General features: G+C 63.2%; 17 protein-coding genes and 1 pseudogene. 7 read left to right on the top strand and 11 right to left on the bottom strand.

The window, feature by feature from the left end; all coding sequences use genetic code 11:
- Nucleotides 1–36: 36 nt before the first annotated feature.
- A complete protein-coding gene (locus JQ553_RS02460) occupies nucleotides 37–906 on the bottom strand; it encodes a thermonuclease family protein (RefSeq protein ID WP_249143893.1) in 870 nt (289 codons plus the stop codon).
- A gap of 72 nt (nucleotides 907–978) precedes the next feature.
- Between JQ553_RS02460 and JQ553_RS02455 the strand changes: the two genes are divergently transcribed.
- From JQ553_RS02455 to JQ553_RS02440, 4 genes are all read left to right on the top strand, one after another.
- Entirely contained in the window at nucleotides 979–2,187 is a 1,209-nt protein-coding gene (locus JQ553_RS02455) for an ABC transporter substrate-binding protein (RefSeq protein WP_212498287.1), read from the top strand.
- 166 nt (nucleotides 2,188–2,353) lie between these two features.
- Nucleotides 2,354–3,148 (top strand): enoyl-CoA hydratase, encoded by a 795-nt coding sequence (locus JQ553_RS02450; protein ID WP_212498286.1) that lies wholly within the window; start codon nucleotides 2,354–2,356, stop codon nucleotides 3,146–3,148.
- A 3-nt stretch (nucleotides 3,149–3,151) separates the two neighbouring features.
- Entirely contained in the window at nucleotides 3,152–3,904 is a 753-nt protein-coding gene (locus JQ553_RS02445; RefSeq protein WP_212498285.1) for a hypothetical protein, read from the top strand.
- Nucleotides 3,905–4,095: 191 nt separating this feature from the next.
- A complete protein-coding gene (locus JQ553_RS02440; RefSeq protein WP_212498284.1) occupies nucleotides 4,096–6,210 on the top strand; it encodes an acetate--CoA ligase family protein in 2,115 nt (704 codons plus the stop codon).
- A 71-nt stretch (nucleotides 6,211–6,281) separates the two neighbouring features.
- Here JQ553_RS02440 and JQ553_RS02435 read toward each other — a convergent pair whose 3' ends face one another.
- From JQ553_RS02435 to JQ553_RS02425, 3 genes are read right to left on the bottom strand one after another with little or no spacing between them, the layout of a single operon-like run.
- Entirely contained in the window at nucleotides 6,282–7,082 is an 801-nt protein-coding gene (locus tag JQ553_RS02435; protein ID WP_212498283.1) for an enoyl-CoA hydratase/isomerase family protein, read from the bottom strand.
- Nucleotides 7,083–7,099: 17 nt separating this feature from the next.
- Entirely contained in the window at nucleotides 7,100–8,260 is a 1,161-nt protein-coding gene (locus JQ553_RS02430) for an acyl-CoA dehydrogenase family protein (protein ID WP_212498282.1), read from the bottom strand.
- Nucleotides 8,261–8,277: 17 nt separating this feature from the next.
- A complete protein-coding gene (locus JQ553_RS02425; RefSeq protein ID WP_212498281.1) occupies nucleotides 8,278–9,345 on the bottom strand; it encodes an acyl-CoA dehydrogenase family protein in 1,068 nt (355 codons plus the stop codon).
- A gap of 314 nt (nucleotides 9,346–9,659) precedes the next feature.
- On the opposite strand from JQ553_RS02425, the gene JQ553_RS02420 reads away from it, so the two are divergent.
- Nucleotides 9,660–10,442: an SDR family NAD(P)-dependent oxidoreductase gene (locus JQ553_RS02420; RefSeq protein WP_212498280.1), complete on the top strand. Its 783-nt coding sequence runs from the start codon at nucleotides 9,660–9,662 to the stop codon at nucleotides 10,440–10,442.
- Between the two features lie 185 nt (nucleotides 10,443–10,627).
- Here the strand turns inward: JQ553_RS02420 and JQ553_RS02415 are convergent, their stop codons facing one another.
- Nucleotides 10,628–10,906 (bottom strand): GlsB/YeaQ/YmgE family stress response membrane protein, encoded by a 279-nt coding sequence (locus JQ553_RS02415; protein WP_212498279.1) that lies wholly within the window; start codon nucleotides 10,904–10,906, stop codon nucleotides 10,628–10,630.
- A 36-nt stretch (nucleotides 10,907–10,942) separates the two neighbouring features.
- Nucleotides 10,943–11,536, bottom strand: coding sequence for a YidB family protein (locus JQ553_RS02410; protein ID WP_212498278.1), 594 nt, complete (start codon nucleotides 11,534–11,536; stop codon nucleotides 10,943–10,945).
- 151 nt (nucleotides 11,537–11,687) lie between these two features.
- Here JQ553_RS02410 and JQ553_RS02405 point away from each other — a divergent pair, with 151 nt between their 5' ends.
- Both JQ553_RS02405 and JQ553_RS02400 read left to right on the top strand, forming a co-directional pair.
- Nucleotides 11,688–12,692 (top strand): 2-dehydropantoate 2-reductase, encoded by a 1,005-nt coding sequence (locus tag JQ553_RS02405; protein WP_212498277.1) that lies wholly within the window; start codon nucleotides 11,688–11,690, stop codon nucleotides 12,690–12,692.
- 57 nt (nucleotides 12,693–12,749) lie between these two features.
- On the top strand, nucleotides 12,750–12,953 hold the full coding sequence (locus JQ553_RS02400) for a hypothetical protein (RefSeq protein WP_212498276.1): 204 nt from the start codon (nucleotides 12,750–12,752) through the stop codon (nucleotides 12,951–12,953).
- 63 nt (nucleotides 12,954–13,016) lie between these two features.
- Here the strand turns inward: JQ553_RS02400 and JQ553_RS02395 are convergent, their stop codons facing one another.
- From JQ553_RS02395 to JQ553_RS02380, 5 genes and pseudogenes are all read right to left on the bottom strand, one after another.
- Complete coding sequence (locus tag JQ553_RS02395) at nucleotides 13,017–14,261, bottom strand: hypothetical protein (RefSeq protein ID WP_212498275.1); 1,245 nt, start codon at nucleotides 14,259–14,261, stop codon at nucleotides 13,017–13,019.
- A gap of 3 nt (nucleotides 14,262–14,264) precedes the next feature.
- On the bottom strand, nucleotides 14,265–14,669 hold the full coding sequence (locus JQ553_RS02390; RefSeq protein ID WP_212498274.1) for a hypothetical protein: 405 nt from the start codon (nucleotides 14,667–14,669) through the stop codon (nucleotides 14,265–14,267).
- A 78-nt stretch (nucleotides 14,670–14,747) separates the two neighbouring features.
- Complete coding sequence (locus tag JQ553_RS02385) at nucleotides 14,748–17,855, bottom strand: adenylate/guanylate cyclase domain-containing protein (protein WP_249143892.1); 3,108 nt, start codon at nucleotides 17,853–17,855, stop codon at nucleotides 14,748–14,750.
- An 87-nt stretch (nucleotides 17,856–17,942) separates the two neighbouring features.
- Nucleotides 17,943–18,083, bottom strand: a pseudogene (locus JQ553_RS35195) (zinc-ribbon domain-containing protein); the annotation flags it as partial.
- A gap of 333 nt (nucleotides 18,084–18,416) precedes the next feature.
- Nucleotides 18,417–19,088 carry a hypothetical protein gene (locus JQ553_RS02380; RefSeq protein WP_409363017.1) on the bottom strand — a complete coding sequence of 224 codons (672 nt, stop codon included), beginning with the start codon at nucleotides 19,086–19,088 and terminating at the stop codon, nucleotides 18,417–18,419.
- Nucleotides 19,089–19,159 lie beyond the last annotated feature (71 nt).

Genomic DNA, 19,159 nt, shown 5'->3' with positions numbered 1-19,159 from the left:
TCGAGCGAATCAGTAGGGCCCCAGTTCGAACCCGTCCTAGTCCCCGCCCAGCACTTCAACCTGCTCAACCCGGAGCAACTCAATTCGTGGGCCACTTCGTGCTTCCACCCAGCCGCGGACACGAATCCTTCGATTTTCGAGGGACTTAGGCGCAAGTCCAGCCGCCTCGAACGCTGGAACTATGCGCCTTGAAATGGTTACTGCAAAGTCCCGTGTCCAGTTTCGGCCGAAATTCACATAGGTCGTAGCCCCTGCCTGCCGCACGGACAACACCCTGCCCTCGACCACCATAAAGCGCCCGATCCCGGCCAAAATATCGCCCGGACTTTCCGCGTTTTTTATGGCCGTGGGATCGACCCAGGTTCCCAATTTCGCCCGCCGCGCCTCGCCCTCCGCCGCCATCAGGGTTGCGGCACAGTCCCTGTCGGCGACCTCGGATGACACCAGCGCGAGCCCCTGGCGCAGCAGTTCGCCCTGTACCTGTGTTCCGCTGTCCGTGAGAACGGCATAGGCCGGCTGGCGGCCGTAGCGATCCGGCATGTCGTCATCGCCGCGCAGCGTCACGCCGCGCCCGACCAAGAGGGCCGAAAGTACTGCGGTGGCCTTCGCCGTGTCTGGCACCTCGATGCCGGCGAGCTTGATCTCGCGCCCGTCGTTCAGGCGGAAGCTGCGCGCATCGACGATCGCAGCGACGCGGCCTTCGCCCTGAATTTCGAAATCGCATCCGGCTGCGTGTCCGTCACCGGCAGCGAAGACGATCACTGACGCGATCAGCACGCTGCAAACGATGTCTGCTGGAATGCGTGAAGGCTGCATTCGCTCATGCTGACACATTCCAGCCATTCCGTTGAACGGAAAACTGCACGGCGGCGCTGCATTGCAGCGGCTTGCTGCGATGGATGGCATGCGGCATGATCCGCCCTTCATAAACGGACCAGCCGCAGTGGAAATGCGGCGCGTGCTTCAAGGGAGGCTTGGATGAATCGGGTTTTGGCCGGCGTGTTCGCGTGCGCGCTTGCGATGTCGGCGAATGCGGCGCTGGCGCAGGGCAAGCCGCCGCTGAAGCTCGGCGGCATCCTCGACATGTCGAGCCTCTATGCCGACATCACCGGTCCCGGCAGCGAAACCGCCGCGAAGATGGCGGTGGAGGACTTCGGCGGTGAAGTGCTCGGGCGCAAGGTCGAGATCGTGGTGGCCGACCATCTCAACAAGGCCGACCTGGCCGCCAATATCGCGCGCGACATGCTCGACAACCAGGGCGTCGAGATGATCTTCGACGTCGCGGCCTCCGCAACCGCGCTCGCCGCCGGCGAGATCGCCAAGGCGCGCAGCAAGATCATCATCTTCAACGGTCCGGGCTCGATCCGCCTCACCAACGAGGCCTGCGGTCCCTACACCGTGCATTATGTGTTCGACACCTTCGCGCAGGCCAACGTCACCGGGCTTGCCGCGGTGAAGTCCGGCCTCGACACCTGGTTCTTCCTGACCGCGGACTACGCCTTCGGCCAGGATCTCGAAAAGGACACCACGAGCGTGGTGCTGAAGTCCGGCGGCAAGGTGCTCGGCAGCGTGCGGCATCCGCTCAACACGTCGGATTTCTCGTCTTTCCTGCTGCAAGCGCAGGCCTCCAAGGCCAAGGTGGTCGGCCTCGCCAATGCCGGCGGCGATACCATCAATGCGATCAAGCAGGCCGCGGAATTCGGCCTCACCAAGAGCGGGGGTCAGAAGCTCTCGCCGCTGCTCGCCTTCGTTACCGACATCGACAGCGTCGGGCTCGATACTGCACAAGGATTGCTGCTCGCCGAAGCGTTCTATTGGGACCTCAACGACGACACCCGCGCCTTCACCAAGCGTTTCATGGAACGCACCAAGCGCGTGCCCACCTCGGCGCAGGCCGGCGTCTATTCCTCCGTGCTGCACTACCTGAAGGCCGTGAAGGCCGCGGGTACCACGGACTCGGCCGCGGTCATGAAGGTGATGAAGGAGACCCCGATCAACGACATGTTCGCCAAGAACGGCAGGATCCGCGACGACGGCCGCATGGTGCACGACATGTATCTGTTCGAAGTCAAGAAGCCCTCGGAATCCAAGGGCCGTTGGGACGACTACAAGCTGCTCGCGACCGTGCCGGGCAACGAGGCCTTCCAGTCACTGGAATCCTCGCGCTGCCCGCTTGTGAAGAAATGACGGGTATCGGCGACTTTGCTGGGAGCTCGCGACAAAATTGCAAAGCAATTTTTCGCTGAATTGACGAAGCAATCCATCTGTCCGCGCGCTGAGATTGCCTTGCTTCGCTGGCAATGACGGCGCGGAAGCGGCCTCCATTAAACCAACAACAACGAAAGCATCAGCCATGAGCGACAATCAAATGGTCCTACAGTCCCTCGATCAGGGCCTGCTCACCATCACCATGAACCGTCCGGAGCGGCGCAATGCGCTCAACCCCGACATGACGCGCGGCCTTGTGGAGGCGGCGCGTCGCGCGGCCGAGGACCACGAGGTACGCGCGGTTCTGATCAAGGGCGCCGGCGGCACGTTCTGCGTCGGCGGCGACGTGAAGTCGATGGCGGAAGGGCGCGCGCCGCTTCCCTTCGAGACCAAGATGGCGAATTTGCGCCGCGGCATGGAGGTCTCGCGCATCCTGCACCTGATGCCGAAGCCCGTCGTTGCTCAACTTGACGGCGCCGCGGCCGGCGCCGGGCTGTCGATCGCGCTCGCCTGCGATCTGCGCGTTGCCAGCGCATCCTGCAAGATCACCACCGCCTTCGCCAAGGTCGGGTTTTCCGGCGATTACGGCGGCACCTATTTTCTCACCCGGATGCTTGGTAGCGCCAAGGCGCGCGAGCTCTATCTGACCTCGCCGGTGCTGTCGGCGCAGGAGGCCTATCATCTCGGCATAGTCACCAGGGTCGTGCCCGATGCGGAGGTCGAGGCGGAGGCGCGCGAGCTCGCGCGATCGCTGGCGCAGGGTCCGTCGGTGGCACTCGGCTATATCAAGCGCAACATCAACAATGCCGAGACGATGACGCTGGAAGCCTGCTTCGACGCCGAGGCGATCCATCACTCGCGCGCCGGCGAAACCGCCGACCACAAGGAGGCCGCGAAGGCCTTCGTCGAGAAGCGCAAGCCGGTGTTCCAGGGGCAGTAGGCCATGGTCGATGATGTGCGGCTGCGGCAGATCTGTCTGGTGGCGCCGCAGCTCGAGCCCGTGATCTCGGACATTTCTGCGATCATGGGCCTTAGCGTCTGTTACCGGGACGGTAACGTAGCGAAGTACGGCCTCGAGAACGCGCTGCTGCCGGTCGATACCATTCTTCTGGAGGTGGTCGCACCGTTCAAGCGGGGCACTGCGGCCGGCCGTTTCGTCGAGAAGACCGGCGGCCGCGGCGGCTACATGGCGATTTTCTGCTGTGAGGATCCCGGCGCGCGCGGCGCGCGCGCCAACGCCATGGGCGTGCGCACGGCGAACGTGATCACGCACACGCCGTACCACGGCGTTCAGCTTCATCCGCGGGACTGCCGTGCCGCCTTCATCGAATTCAACCACACCGAGGGCAGCGACGACATTTTGGGCCCGTATCCGCCGGCCGGCCCGGACTGGCAGAAATCGATCCGCAAGGACACGACGCTGGCGCTGACCGAGGTCGAGATGAAGAGCCCAGATCCGCTGGCGCTGGCGGAGCATTGGGGCAGGATCATCGGCGTGCCTGCCGAAGGCGAAGCGATGTTGAGGCTGCCAAACAGTGTCTTCCGCTTCGTGAAGGGCGACAGCGAGATCATGAGCGGGCTGACGTTTGAGGTCGCCGACAAGACGAAGGTGCTGAATGCGGCAAGAGCCAGGGGCTGCGCGGTGGTGGGGGACGAATTTTTTCTTTGCGGCGTAACGTTCAAGCTAACGACGTAGCGCTCGGATCTCTCACCCCGTCATCCTGAGGAGCGCATAGCGCGTCTCGAAGGATGTACGGCCCGGCCGCTGGCCGTTCATCCTTCGAGACGGCCGCGTTGCGGCCTCCTCAGGATGACGGGGATAGAACGATCCCCCCGCAGCGATTCGCTATCGTTGAGGTCAATAACAACAACAAGGAAGCACTCCGCATGCCGCATCCCCTTGATTCCTTCTTCGCTCCCGCAAGCATTGCGCTGATCGGCGCCTCGCGCGATCACGAGAAGATTCCCGGGCGGCTGCTCTCGATGCTGCGCAAGAACGACTTTCCCGGAAAACTCTATCCGATCAATCCAAACTATGACGAGATCGACGGGCTGAAATGCTTCAAGTCAATCGCCGACATCGGAGCGCCGGTCGATCTTGCCGTCATCGTGATTCCCGCTCGCGTGGTGCTGCCGGCGCTCGAGCAGTGCGCCGCAGCCGGCGTCAGGAACGCCGTCATCATCTCGTCCGGGTTCGCGGAAGAGGGCGGCGATAGCGCGGCGATGCAGGATGCAATCGCGGCGCTGGCGAAGAGGACTGGCATGCGCATCTCCGGCCCCAACGCCGAGGGCTTCTACAGCCAGGTGCAGAAGGTCGCGGCCACTTTCAGCCCGACGGTCGACGTCAAGCCGGATGCGCCCGTGCTGGTCGCAACCAGGCGGCGGATCGGGATCGTCGCCCAAAGCGGCGGCATCGGCTTTGCGATCTATCATCGCGCAAAGGCACTCGGCGTTGCGCTGAGCTATGTCGTCAGCGCCGGCAATGAGAGCGATCTCGGCGCCGGCGAGTTTCTCGACTACATGGTGCAGGATCCGTCCACCGACGTGATTCTGCTGTTCGTTGAAGGCATCCGCGACGTCGACAGGTTCCTGGCAGCCGCGAGGCGCGCGGCGGAGATCAAGAAGCCGGTCATCGTGACCAAGGTCGGCCGTTCCGGCGCCGGAGAACGTGCGGCCGCCTCGCATACCGCGAGCATGGCCGGCTGGTCGGTCGCGTATGACGCGGTGTTCGCAAAGTACGGCTTGATCGTCTCCAACGATCTCGACGAGGCCGTGACAATCGCGGCGGTGCTCGCGAGCAACCCGCTGCCGAAGGGCGACCGCGTCGCGGTGCTCACCGTCTCGGGCGGCGCGGGGATCTGGGCTGCTGATACCGCATCGATGCAGGGGCTCAAGGTTCCGGAGCTCTCGGCAACGGTCCAGAACGAGATCAAGAAATGGATGCCGTCCTATGGCGCGGCGGGTAACCCGGTCGACGTCACCGCGCAGGGTGTCACCTCCGGCGGCTTGCAGAACAGCATCGAGCTGTTCGATGAGTCTGATGAGGTCGATGCGACGCTGGTCGTGCTGTCGCTGTCGAGCGAGACGCGCATGCCGTTCAAGGGGGCCGAGCTGAAGCCGGTGATCGCGGCGCAGAGCAAACCGGTCCTGTTCTACTCCTACACGCTGCCGTCGCATTTCGCGCGGCAGGAGCTCACAAAATCCGGTGTCGTGGTCTTGTCCGGCCTCACTCATGCCGCCGTCGCAATGCGGCGGCTGGCGGAATACGCGAAGTTCAAGTTCGTGCCGGAGGTGGAACGCGCGGCGTTGCCCCTGCGCGATCTCTCGTCGTATCTGGAATCGAAGAAATTGTCCGAATACGACAGCAAGTCGCTGTTGCGTGCCGCCGGCATCATGCTGCCGGACGAGGTGCTGGTACGGGAGCGGGATGGGCTCGATGCCGCGATCGCGCGCGCAGGCTTCCCGCTGGTCATGAAGATCCAGTCGCCCGATATCGCGCACAAGAGCGAGGTTGGCGGCGTCCGCGTCAACATCGCGACCAAGGGCGAGGCGTTCTCGAACTATCGCGACTTGCTCGAGAATGCAGGGAAGCATCGGCCTGCCGCGAAGATCCAGGGCGTGCTGGTCGCTCCGATGGCGAAGAAGGGTGTCGAGATCATTGTCGGCACCATGCTGGATGAGACCTTCGGGCCGATGGTGATGGTGGGACTCGGCGGCATCACGACCGAATTGTTCAAGGACATCGTCTACCGGCCTGCGCCGCTAGGTGTCGCGGAAGCGTCTGCGATGCTGGAGACGTTGAAGGCCGCGCCGCTGCTGCAAGGCTTCCGCGGCGCGCCGAAGGCCGATGTCGCAGCGTTGGCGCAATTGATTTCGGAGATATCAACGCTGGCTACACAGCACTCGCGCGAGATTTCCGAGATCGAGGTCAATCCGGTTTTGGTGCATGCCGAAGGGCAGGGCGTCACGATTGTCGACGCGTTGGTGGTGCCGAAGGAATAGTAATAACTCCCTCCTCAATGTTGTCCCGGCGAAAGCCGGGACGACGTGTTGAGAAAGGGTGCACTTTTAGCTCACCGCCCCCTGAAATTCGCGGCGCGGCGCTCGGCGGTAGCCTTCACGCCTTCCTTGAAGTCTTCCGTGGCGCGCAGCTTGGTCTGCTCGACGAGCTCATGGTTGGTCGCGGCGAGCACGCGGTCGGCGAGGTTGCCGCGCATCGTGGCGCGGGTGGAGACGAGGCCGAGCGGCGAGCATTCGGCGATCTCCTGCGCGAGCTTCATCGCCTCCGCGCGGACCTGGTCCTGCGGCACCAACACGTTGGCGAGGCCCCAGTGATAGGCCTCTTCGCCGGTGACGCGGCGGCTGGTGTAGAACATCAATTCCGCATTGTTCTTGCCGATCAGCTCGGGCAGCGTGACTGTGAGGCCGAAGCCCGGATGGAATCCGAGTTTGGTAAAGTTCGCCGAGAAGCGCGCTTCGGGGCATGCAACCCGGAAATCCGCCGAGACGGCGAGCCCGAGGCCGCCTCCGATCGCCGCGCCATGAATCGCCGCGACGATCGGCTTCTTGTTGCGGAAGATGCGCACCGCCTGGACGTAGAGATGGTTGATCGGCAGGTTCGAGGCGGGATCGGATTTGGCCCGCTCTTCCTGCTCCTGCCGCGCCGGATCGCTGAAATTGGCGCCGGCGCAGAACGCCTTGCCCTGGGCGGCGAGCACCGAGGCGCGGATTTCGATGTTGTTGTCGAACTCCTCGAGCGCGTCGGCGATCTGGTTGATCAGCGAGACATCGAAGAAATTCAGCGGCGGCTTCCGGATCTCGATCAGGCCGACATGCCCGTGAGTCTCGACGCCGATATCCGTGTACTTGGTCATGATCCGTCCTCGTTGAATTAGCGCAGGCCAAGGCCGCGGGCGATGATGCCGCGCAGCACCTCGGTGGTGCCGCCCTGGATTGTCAGCTTGGGCGCGGTCTTGATGGCGAAATCGAGCTGTTTCTCCAGCGTCTCGCGGTTGGTCGCGGTCTCCTCGACAAAGGCGGCGAGATCGCGGACGCGGTGCGGCAATTGCTGCTCCCACACAGTGCCGATGTCCTTCACGATCGAAGCTTCCACCACCGGCTCCTTGCCTGCCTGCAGCATGCCCGCGACCGACACCGACATCCGGCGCATGGTGTGGACTTGCGCCACCAGCCGGCCAATGCCTTCGGCGCTGCGGGTGTCGGGATTCTTGCCGACCGCGCGCACCAATTCGGTCAGCACGTAATAGGTTTCAAGGAAACGCTCGGGGCCGCTTCGTTCATAGGCGAGCTCGCTGGTCGCCTGCTTCCAGGCGCCGTCGATTTCGCCGAGCACGTGATCGTCGGGAACGAAGTAATCGGTGAACACGACTTCGTTGAACTCGAACTGTCCGGTGATCTGGCCGATCGGGTTCACCTTGATGCCCGGCTGTTTCATCTTGACCAGAAACTGGGTCAGCCCGTGGCGGCGATTTTCCTTGGTTGGCGGCGAGGTGCGGAAGATCGCGATCATGTAGTCGGCGATATGCGCCGACGAGGTCCAGATCTTGGTGCCGTTGACCAGGTAGCCGCCGTCGGTCCTGGTCGCGCGCGTCTTCGCCGCGAACAGGTCCGAGCCGGAATTCGGCTCGCTCATGCCGATGGCAAAGCAGAGCTCGCCGCGGCAGATGCGCGGCAGGATGTCCATCTTGATGTGCTCGGGCGCGTACTTCAAAAGCACCGGCCCGCTCTGGCGGTCGGCGACGAAGAAGCGCCGGGTCGGCGCATTCGCCACCCGCATTTCCTCGGTCACGACATAGCGCTCGAGGAACGAGCGTTCCTGGCCGCCATATTTCTTCGGCCAGGTCATGCCGAGCCAGCCCTTGGCGCCGACGCGGCGGGAGAATTCCGGTGCGTCGTTGTCTTCGCGATTGGGCGCGTGAGGATCGAAAGTGCCGGCGGCTATCTCCTCCGCGAGGAAGGCGCGCACTTCCTTACGAAGTTGCTCGCATTTTTCCGGCAGGCGGATCGGATCGAATCGAAGGGCTGCGGTCATCTGATGTCTCTCTAATCTCAGCGCGAGGCCACCAGCGGCCACAATTCATCGGCACCACGGTCGGCGACGAGCTTGCCGAGCTCGACCGCCCAGTAGCTCTCCGAGCCGAAATCGTCGCGCCAGGCGAGCGCGCGCAGCGAGTAGCGATGCAGGATGTGCTCGACGGTGAAACCGATCGCGCCGTGCACCTGATGGGCGATGCCGCCGCCTTTTTCCGCCGCTTCCGAGCAGCGGATCTTTGCCGACGCCGCTTCCAGGAACACCGCGGCGTCGCCGAGCGACTTGGCGTGAGCGATGGCATCGGCCGCGGATGTCGCGGCTGCCAGTGCCGCGGCGGATTCGCCGGCGAGGCGGGCGAGGTTGTGCTGGACCGCCTGGAATTTCGAGATCTTCTTCTCGAAGGCGACGCGCTCGTTGGAATAGCGGACGGAGATGTCGAGCATCGATTCCAGCGCGCCCGCGATCTGGAGCGAGCGCACCACGCCGCCCATCAGCATCAGAGCGGTCTGGTCGAAGCCATCAGGCGCAGGCTTGATCGCAACCGGCCGCAGCTTGTCGAGCGTAACCGTATCGCTGTGGTCGCCGCCAAGGCCGATACCGGTCTCGATCCGGCATTTCGTGGCATCGACGAGTGCGATCGAGATGCCGTCATTGCCGCTTGCCAGCACCGCGAAATGTTTGGCTTGCTTCGCGAACGGCACGGCGCGCGCGCGTCCGGAAAGGCTGCCGTCGGCGTTGCGCCTGATGCGGTCCTTCGGACTTGCCGGCACAACCGTCATCTCCGCTTCAGGGGAGGCAATTCCGGCCTGCGTCAGCAGCCAGCCCGCCAGCATGGTTTCGGCCAGCGGAACGGCGATCGCGTGCCGCCCGGCGACGTTGAGAACCGCAAAGCCTTCTGCGAGGCTCGCGCCGGAACCGCCGAGATGATCAGGTACCCAGGAGAGCGGCAGGCCGGCTTCGGTCAGCGCCCGCCACAGCGGCGCTTTCCATGCGCCCTGCTTGTCGTGATTGATGGTCTGGGCATCGGCGAGATCGGCGAAAATCTTCTCCGCGGTCTCGGCGACGATGTTTTCACTCTCCGCCACAGCGTTCCTCTTGTTGATTGGCTTGGGTACCCGACAGTTCGGCTGCACCCCGCATGTACCGTTCTTGCGCTCAATGATGGGGAAAAGCCATAGCCGTGACAAGCGTTGCCCGCAGGGCCATCTGCGACCGCGGCATGCGATCCACGACGCGACGACTAAATTCCGCGGAGCGGATTTCGCAGATTTTCAAGGACGTCGCTGCTCGATATGGTATGCCACCATGAGGATGATCCCGGAAAAGTGGGCTCCGGTTTTCCAAGAGGATCGTGCTCGAACAGAAAGCTCTTCAGCTCGGAACAACAAGGGAAATGCAGATGTCGAAGGATGGTTTGTGCGCGATCGTGACGGGGGCTGCATCGGGTCTCGGCGCCGCCACTGCGCAAATCCTCGCCAAGGAGGGCGCGCGCATCATCGTCAATTATTCCAACAGCAAGGCGGAAGCCGAGCAGACCGCCGATCTTTGCCGCAAGCGGGGAGCCGAGGTGCTGGTCGTGCAGGGCGACGTCTCGCGCGATGAGGATTGCAAGAAGATCGTCGCGGCCGCGAGCGGCTGGGGGCGGCTGGACGTGCTCATTAACAATGCCGGCACCACCAAGCATGTGCCGCATCACAATCTCGACGGGCTCTCGGCGGATGACTTCCAGCGCATCTACGCTGTCAACACGATCGGTCCGTTCCAGATGGTGCGCGCCGCGCGTGCGCTGCTGGAAGCCGGCGCCAAGGCGTCAGGCCGGCCCTCGGCGGTGGTCAATGTCTCGTCGGTCGCCGGCATTTCCGGCGGCGGTTCGTCGATCGCCTATGCCGCAAGCAAGGGCGCGCTCAATACCATGACGCAGTCGCTGGCCCGCGCGCTGGCGCCCTTGATCCGCGTCAACACCGTGTGCCCGGGCTATATCGATACGCCCTGGTTCACCAAGGGCCGCGGCGAAGAAGGAGCCAAGCAGGTGCGCGATGCCGTGGTGGCGCGGGTGCCGCTGCAGGTTGCGTCGACGGCGGAGGACATCGCGAACCTCGTCTGCTTCCTGGCGAGCCCGGCATCGAGCAACATGACCGGCGAGTTCGTCCGCATGGACGCGGGCATGCATTTGATTCAGTGATGCGCACTCGGCCTTGCCGACGTCATCGCGATAGCTCGCGACAAAATTGCAGAGCGAATTTGCGCTGAAGCGACGAAGCAATCCATCTCTGCGCTCGCGACGCTATGGATTGCTTCGTGGAACCCGTCATCGGGCGCGCATTCGCGCGATCCGGCTCGCGATGACGGACGTGACGGCCTGCGGCGTCACCTGTTGCCCGGATCCGAGATCACGCGGCTCGCAACCAACCGATTCCAGATGAACAGCACCACCAGCGCGCCGATCGTGGCTGTAATGAAGCCGGCGCCCTGCTCGGGACCGTAATGGCCGATCGCCTGGCCGATCAGGGTCGCGAGAAATGCGCCGGCGATGCCGAGCACGGTGGTGAGGATGAACCCGGTCGGGTTGTTGCGGCCCGGTGACAGGATTCGCGCGATGATGCCGGCGACGAAGCCGACAATGATGACCCAGATGATGCCACTCATGTATGTCGTCCTCTCCCGTTGGAAACCAACGCCCCGTCAGAGCCGGCCTGACAATTCTTCGCCGCTCGGCAGCCTGCCGTCCGGTGTCAGATGGTTGATCGCATCGGGCAGATACCGGCTGAGACCGCTCAGCAGATCGTCTCGCGACAATCCGCTTTGCGACGCGAGCGAGTTGATCTGATCGGCGCCGAGCGCGTTGGCGAGATCGCCGGGCGAGATCGACTTGTTCGGCCCGTTGCTGACCCAGGAATTGGCCGCTTCGCCATGACCGTTTTGCTGAAGCTGATTGAGCAAATCGCCAAGACCGCCGCTCAGCACGCTGCCGGCCGCGCCGCCCGCGAGCAGTCCACCCAACCCGCCCTTCAGCAGGTCGGACAGTCCGCCGCCGCCCGTTCCACCGGGCAGGCTCGCGGCTACATTGCCGGAGGGCGGGGGCACCTGTGCCGGCTTCGGCGCCGGTGCATCAGGCTCGCCTCCGGTGAAATGCTTAACGGCTTTCCAGGCAAGCAATGCCAGGATTGCCATCGTCATCGGCGACATTCCGCCGCTGCTGCTGTCAGATTGAGCGCTTGGCGTGCTCGGGCCACGCGGGCCGTTCTGCATGCCGTTGAGGACGTCGAGTAGACCCATGATCGTCTCCTGCCACAACCGTGCCCCGTGCTTGAAGCATAACGGTGGCCCATGAGGGTTACAAGGCATCGCGATCAGCGCCGGCGGTCTGCCCGATGGGCAGTCATCGCTAGTTCTGCTATCGAGCCGCGATGCATGGATGTTTGGTTTAATGAACAAGGATCGGCCGATCGGCATTGCGGGCGCCGGCAGCATCGGGTGTTTCGTCGGCGGCATGCTGGCGGTATCCGGCCGCCGCGTCGCAATGCTGGCGCGGCCGAGGGTGGTGGAGGAAATCACCGCCAACGGACTGCGGGTCACGAGCTTCGATGGATCGGAGCAGAGGGTTTCCGCAAGCGGGCTCTTGCTGTCCGACGATCCCTCGATCTTCGGCGATGCCCAGGCGGTGCTGGTCACGGTCAAGAGCGCCGACACGCGCGAGATAGCGGACCTCGTCGCGCGCCACGCGCCCCCTGACGTCGTGGTCATCAGCCTGCAGAACGGCGTCGGCAATGCCACGCTGCTGCGCGACCGCCTGCCGGGACGGCGCGTGCTGGGCGGGATGGTGCCGTTCAACGTGGTTGCTCTTGGCGACGGACGCTTTCATCGCTCGACCTCGGGCGACATCGTGATCGCGCAGGACGAGGCCAACACGGCAGCGATGCTGTCGGTGTCGGGCCTCGCAGTGCGCGCCACCGACAACATAGAGGGCGTGCAGTGGGGCAAGCTGATCGTCAATCTCAACAATGCGCTCAATGCGCTGTCCAACATTCCGCTGCGCAGCCAGCTCGCACAGCGCGCCTGGCGGCAATTGTTCGCCGACCAGATGGCCGAGGGATTGGCCGCGATCCGCGCCGAGGGCATCGTGCCGGTGTCGCCGACGCCCATCCCGGCAAATTGGATGCCGCGATTGCTGCGGCTGCCGAATGTGGTCTTCGAATTACTGCTCGGACGCACCATGCAAATCGATCCCGAGGCGCGCTCCTCGATGTGGGAGGATCTGCAGCGCGGGCGCCGCACCGAGATCGACTATCTGCAGGGCGTGATCACGGAGATCGCCGACCGGCGCGGGCTCGCGGCGCCGCTGTCGCGCCGCGTGGTGGAACTGATCCGCAAGGCGGAAGCCGACGGTCGCGGCGCGCCCGGGCTTACGGCAGAGCAGATCCGCGCGTCATGACCGGCTTGAAAGGGCTGCTATCGCAGCCCAATTTCGATGTCTCATAGGAGAGAAACAATGAAGCGAATCCCTGCGTTGTTGCTCGCCCTTGCGGCGCTTGGCGCCTGCCCTGCTCGCGCCGCACCACCGACGGTCGTGCCATCGCCCGGCTATGACGCGCGGCTGCAGGAGCAGCGTGCGGCATTGGCCGCGAGAGAACCTGCCATATCCGCGACCAGGAAGGCTTCGCGACACCACACCCGGCGTAGCCGCACGCACTGATGCCCGGAAATTCCGGGCGATGATGGAGATACGGATTGATGCGGCGGCGGCTCGGGGAGGGCGTCAAAGCCGGATCGTCGAATGACCCCATTGTTTGAGCGCCCGCGTCAGCTCTGTGGATGGCAAATCGAAGATTTCCTGGCGAGGCGATATGCCCTGTGGATCGATTTCCAGCGTCTCCTTGAAGAGGAAAGCCGCAAAAACGTCCAGTCCGAGTTCACGCAGGCAAACCGCGGCCATGTGTCTGCCGACCAAGCTCGCCGGCGGTCCAAGGATGGCAGCCACCGCATAGGCCTCGGCGGCCTTCCGCCAATCCTCGCGCAGGTAATGCACCTGCCCCAGCTCGACCCACGCCTTTGAATCGTACGGGTCCACTCTTGTGACTTCCGTGGCCCTGGTTGTTGCGAGTTCCATCTCGTTGAGCCAAATCGCCTCCTTGGTGCGGCTCTCCATGACGGCATGCAGGTTTTCCCGGGCCAGAAGCTCCTGCGCCGGCGTTGCTGGCCTGAGGTTTCGGGCGTGATGTTCGGCCAGATCCATGATGCGAACGAGCTCTGCGCGATCGCCTGTCCGCTGGGGAACGAACCCCATTCCACGATAGAACCGGCTCCTGAGCAGGCGGGAGATGAAGCATTCGTCGCTGGGCCCAACAGCGGCGATCGCGCTTTCCAGCCGGTTGCCCCATTCGGCGAGGTCTTCCGCCGGAGCCTTGGTCTTCGCCTTCTGCACGAGCATCATCGCGGTAGCGTTGAATCTCACATGGGGGTGGCCATCGCAGTCGAGCGCGAGGTGCTCGAAACACGACATCGTTTCCGCGTCCCAGCCTGCACGGCGGGTCGCCAAGTTTGCCATGAACTGCGCAGATGCCCTGCAGAAGGCGAGTTCGCCCGCGTGTGGATCGGCAGTGCTCGCCGCCGCTTCGTGCTCAGCTATCAGTGCGAGCAGCAGATCGTAGAAGCACAGGGAATGCAACAGGGCCGCCAGCCGGCTCTTCCGCGCGGCCGGCAGATCGGCCCATCCGTCGATGCTGTCGCAGAGCGTGCGCCATCGTTCGGTTCGAAGATGATCTGCCAGTTCGCGAGGGTCGCCGAGCGCATAGTCTCGGCCCGCTTGCTCGGCCAATTGATCGCGAAAACCGGGTGCCAGAGCTCGTTGCGGGATGAAGGGAGGGCCGTCCGGGTTCGCGAATGCCTGCCACCCTGCCTCGATCGAGCCGGCGTGGGCCGGTCCGATCTGAAACGGGCCCAGGTCAAGGTAAGGCCGAAGCAGCCAAGTCGAGAACCTGGACTCCAGGTTATCGCCGAGCACGGACTAGCCGAACCTCGCACTCAGCATGCCGCTGCACGCCGAGGTGACGTACTCGGCGCTCTTCTTCTTCTTTTTCATCCAGGCGTGATACTCGGTGTTGAGCTTCTCGAAGCCCGCTGCATACTCAGGGAGTGTCGCCCGAAAGACTTCGATAGCCGGCGCAAGCGCCTGATACATATGGCAGACAGGCATTCGTTCGAACACCCGGTCCCGTCCCTTGACGCCGCGCGTCAGCGCCGCGATCGTCTCCCAGGTCCCGATGAGCAACTGCACGGCTGCCTTGTCGTCCTCGTTCGAGCTTGTTGCCATCGCTTGCGCGCCAAGTCTCCGGCGAACAATCTCGGCAGCGTGATAGTGGGGATCCATTCGCAGGTTTTCGGTTGCGATTATCAGCTCGTTCTCATTCATCTGCTTTTTCCTATGAATTGGTCAACCTAGGGCCGCAATAATCATGAAGCCTACCCCGGCGCGCATCGGTTCACAAGATTATGCCCAGAAGCGCATCTCCATGGCCTCGATCATCGCGGCGGAGATATCGCGATGGCGCTCCGCTTCAACCTTCCGGTGTTGCAGATCGAACACGTTCGCGAGCGCCTTGTGACAATGCGCGGCAAGCGGCCGCATGCCGAGCTCCGTGGCAAGGGACAGGCTTTCCGTGAGCCAGCCCTCGGCGTCGCCCAATTCGTTCCGATATGACTCAACCTCGCCCAGCATTCGCAACGAATATGCTTCGTTGGCTCGTTCGCCGTGCTGGCGCGCCAATTCGAGCGCGCGTTGCGCAGCGTTGCGCGCGTCATTGTCCCTTCCGAGCAAAAGGTAAGCTTCACTGACATAAGCGAGGCGAAGGGCGTGACGCGCAACGAACCCGCGCGACTGCGCCAGTTCAATGCTCCGCTCGAGAATGGGAATGCCCTCATTGGCGCGGCCGGACAGGGCAAGTCCATAGCCGAGGTGCAGCGAGACGTAGGCAAATCCGACCGGGCTGTCGGCGAAGGCTCCCGCTGCCAGGGAGCGCTCGAATGAACGCAGTGCCCGGCGCAGATTACCCTGGCGCAACGCGACAACGCCCAGTCCCAGATGGGCATAACCGCAGCTGAATGGGTGGCCCGCCGTTTCTGCGATCCGGAGCCCATCCTCGCCGATACTGAACGCCTCGGAAAAATTACCGGTATCGGCAAGGCCCCACGCAATGAAGCTTCGTGAGAATGAGGACGGCAGGACAAACATGCCAAAGCGCTCACCGACCAGTTCGCCGTTCAAATTGGTCGCATTCCAGCCAAAATACTCCCGGGCTTTCGCATAACTGCCGCGCGTATGGTGCGCCAGGCCGAGCGGCAGGTTCGTGACCACCCGCAGCGGCAGATCGGAGACCTGGTCGGCCACGGTGAGCGCCTGTTCGCCTGCATCGATCGATTGTGGATATTGGCCGAGCATCCAGAACTGCTCGGTCAGATGGGATTGCACCCAGCCCATGCGCTGCTTGTCGTCAATCTGGGCCGCCAGCCCGCCAGCCTCGTCCAGATATGTCGCGATGCGCCTGCGATCACCAAGCGGTTGCAGAACGTTGCGGATGTCGAACCGGATGTCGATTGCCTTGCGGATCGTCTCGATGTCTTGTGGCAGTTGCGCCAGGGCGTCGAGAGCCTGCTCGAGCAGGATGACCGCCTCGGGATAGGCCTCGCGATCGGCGGCCTTTCGTCCCGCCTCGCGCAGATACATCACCGCCTTCTCCGGGAGCTGACCGCGGAGCGCATGATCAGCCAGGCGTTCGACCTGCTCGCCGATCCGGCCGGCATATTGACGTTCGATCGCGTCGACCACCAGTCGATGGATCTCGCGCCGCTTGTCGCTTCGCAGGCCCGCGTAGGCGACGTCGTGGGTGAGGGCATGCTTGAAGGAAAACTGCAGGTCAGGAAAAAGCTGGGTGGGATAAATGAATTCCGCCGCTTGAAGATTGCCGAGAAGACCGCGGAGTTCGCTGTCATTGAGGCCGCAAATGTCATGAATCAGCGACAGCGGGACATCTTGGCCGACGACGGATGCTTCCTGGAGCAGTCTTTTTTCGGCTTTGGGGAGCGTATCGATACGCGCCGCCAGAACGGCTTGTACCGTCGGGGGGATTTCGTTTCCCGAGAACGGCTTGTTGATGGTGTAATGCTCGCGTGTCCCCTGCAGCACCTTGCGATCGACCAGCGTGCGGACCAACTCCTCGAGAAAGAACGGATTTCCCCCTGCGCGATCGAGAACAAATCGCTTGAGGCCGTCGAGCGCCGCATCGGATCCAAGCAGGGATTGCAGCAGTTCGGTCAGGCTCTCACTCTCAAGAGGCTCAAGACGCAAATTTCGATAGTTCGGCCGCCCCTTCCATTGGTCCTGGAATTCGGGACGGTAGGTGACGAGCAGCAGCAGCCGCGCATCGCGCGCATTCACGATGATCTCGTCGAGCAGGCCTAGCGTCAGCGAATCGTTCCAGTGCAAATCCTCGAAGACCGCGACAACGGGCTGCACGCGGTTCTCGCGCAACAGCAGTTTGGTAATGGCCTGATAGGTGTGTTGTCGGTGCTGAAGGGGATCGAGCGACTGAAAGGGATGCCCCGCGTCCAGCGCATCCAGGAGATCGAGCAGCGGCGCAATCGTATCCTGCAGCAAGGGGTCGAGCGACAGGACCTTCTCGGTCACCTTCTCACGGATCGAGTTCGGATCGTCGCGCCGGTTGATCTTGAAATAATAGTGGCGCAACAGCTCGATCACCGGGAGATATGACGCTGCGTGTCCGTACGACGCTGAGTTTGTCTCGAGCAGCAGACAGCCTGTGGTGCGGCTCGAATGGACAAATTCGTGGATCAGGCGCGACTTGCCCATGCCGGGCTCGCCGACGACGGCCACGACCTGGCCGTGCCCGGCGCGCGCATGCTCGAGCGCCTGCTCGATCTGCTTCATCTCGAGCGTGCGTCCGACAAAGGGCGTCAGCCCGCGCCACGCCGCCGCCTGAAACCCCGTGCGTTCGGTGCCACCCTCGGTGATCTCATAGACTTCGACGGGATAGGCCAGTCCCTTGATCGGCAGCGCGCCCAGCGGCTTCGCCTCCACATATCCTTCGACCAGGCGCATTGTGTCGGTGGTTGCCAGGATCGAGCCCGGCAGTGCCATTTGCTCCATCCTGGACGCGAGATGGGCGGTCTGTCCGACAATCGTGTAGTCCATGTAGAGGTCGTTGTTGATCGACGACACCACGATCTCACCGGAATTGATGCCGACACGTATCGTAATTGGCGTGCCATGGAGCCGGCGAATCTCCTCGGCACGCTGCGAGATCGTCTGCTGCATTCGCAGGGCCGAATAGCAGGCCCGGACGGCATGATCTTCATGCGCAACGGGGGCGCCGAACAGCGCCATGATCCCGTCGCCCATGACCCTGCTGACCATTCCTTCGTAATGGTGGACGGCTTCCAGCATGAGATCGAGGATCGGATCGAGAAGCTTCTGCGCCTCCTCCGGATCGCGATCGGCGATGATTCCAAACGAGCCCACGATGTCGGCGAAGAGAACGGTGACCTGCTTGCGCTCGCCCTCGAACTCCTGCTTCGACGTCAATATCTTTGCAGCGAGGTGTTTGGGTGTGTAGGTGCCGGGAGATCGAAATCGATCTGTCGCGCGATGCTCCGGATATTGTCCGATCGGGTGAGCACATTGCGAACAAAACCGGGAGCCTGGCAGAACGGGGCTGCCGCAATTGGGGCAATCAGGTGCGAGAGGAGCCGCGCACTCCTCGCAAAACTTCGCTTCTGGTCGATTTTCGTGCTGGCATTTCAAGCACTTCATGGAATAACTCAACCAAAGGCCGCCAACTCATAATATTCTACCGCGGCGCGGAATCGGCGGCAACCTGACGGTGCGCGTCAATACCGGCGAGATCGCCGTTGAGTTGTGCAAGCCTTATGTTGAGGGCGATCCTTGAACGCGGCTCGTATCTTCAGACGCCATCACCCGCACTTCGGCGCGAGCGCTGATTTGGACAACGGGTCATGCGCGCCTGCCTGATGATCGGGGATCGGGCAGTGTCGACGCAGGATGAATGTTTCATCTGGCGGCAGGACGGCCGGCGCGGAGCCGCCGCTCTCCCCGGTCGACGATGGCTCGCGGGGACTGCGAGGGTCAGCCCCGTTTTGCCGATTTGGCCGGTGGCGACGGCTGCGAGGTGAACAGCTTCTTGAGGTCGTCGAGGCCTTGAGAAAGCAGCGGCCAATCGCACGAGAAGGAGTTCTTGGCGCATTGGGCGGCCCTGATGCGCGCAGCGTGCTTGACCGGGCTTGCGACTGGCACCGGCACCTTCGCGGTCTCGGCGCGCAGGGATACCGGCTCGACTTGCCGCCGCGGCTGTTGCTGCGGTCGTTGTTCCTGCGGTTGTTGTTCCTGCTGCTGCTCCTGTTGCTGCTCCTGGCGCTCGAGCTGCTTCGCATTGAACGCTGCCGCGATGTTCGATCGGCGCTGGCTCTCCAGGTAGCGTGTGTATTCCTGGTCGATCTTCTTTTGTTCGTCGGGCGTCGGATTGGGCCCGGCAATATCGAAGGAGCGGTCCTGCATGAAGTCGTAATAGGTGTAGCCACCGCCGGGCTTGCGGCGTCCGGCGAATTTGGCGTTGCATTCGGCAAGTTGCGCAGTCTTGTCTTGCTTCGTCTTCGCCTTTTCGGCGAGATCGGCGCAATCCTCGAAGTCCTTGGGTCCGCTGCGCCACCATTGCGCATATCCGCTCATCGGCGCCAACTCGAAGCAAGCGACAACCGCAGCAATGGCGAACGCCGATGGTCGTGAAACGATCACGGACATTGAGTCAAACTCGAACGAACACTGATTCACCCCATTGTCGCCATTTTGGCCGCGCTTGTCACGCTGGAACC

This window comes from Bradyrhizobium lablabi, from assembly GCF_018131005.1.
Lineage (GTDB): Bacteria > Pseudomonadota > Alphaproteobacteria > Rhizobiales > Xanthobacteraceae > Bradyrhizobium > Bradyrhizobium lablabi_D.
Note: the sequence above shows the minus strand (reverse complement) of the source record. Positions and strands in the feature narration are given on the sequence as shown.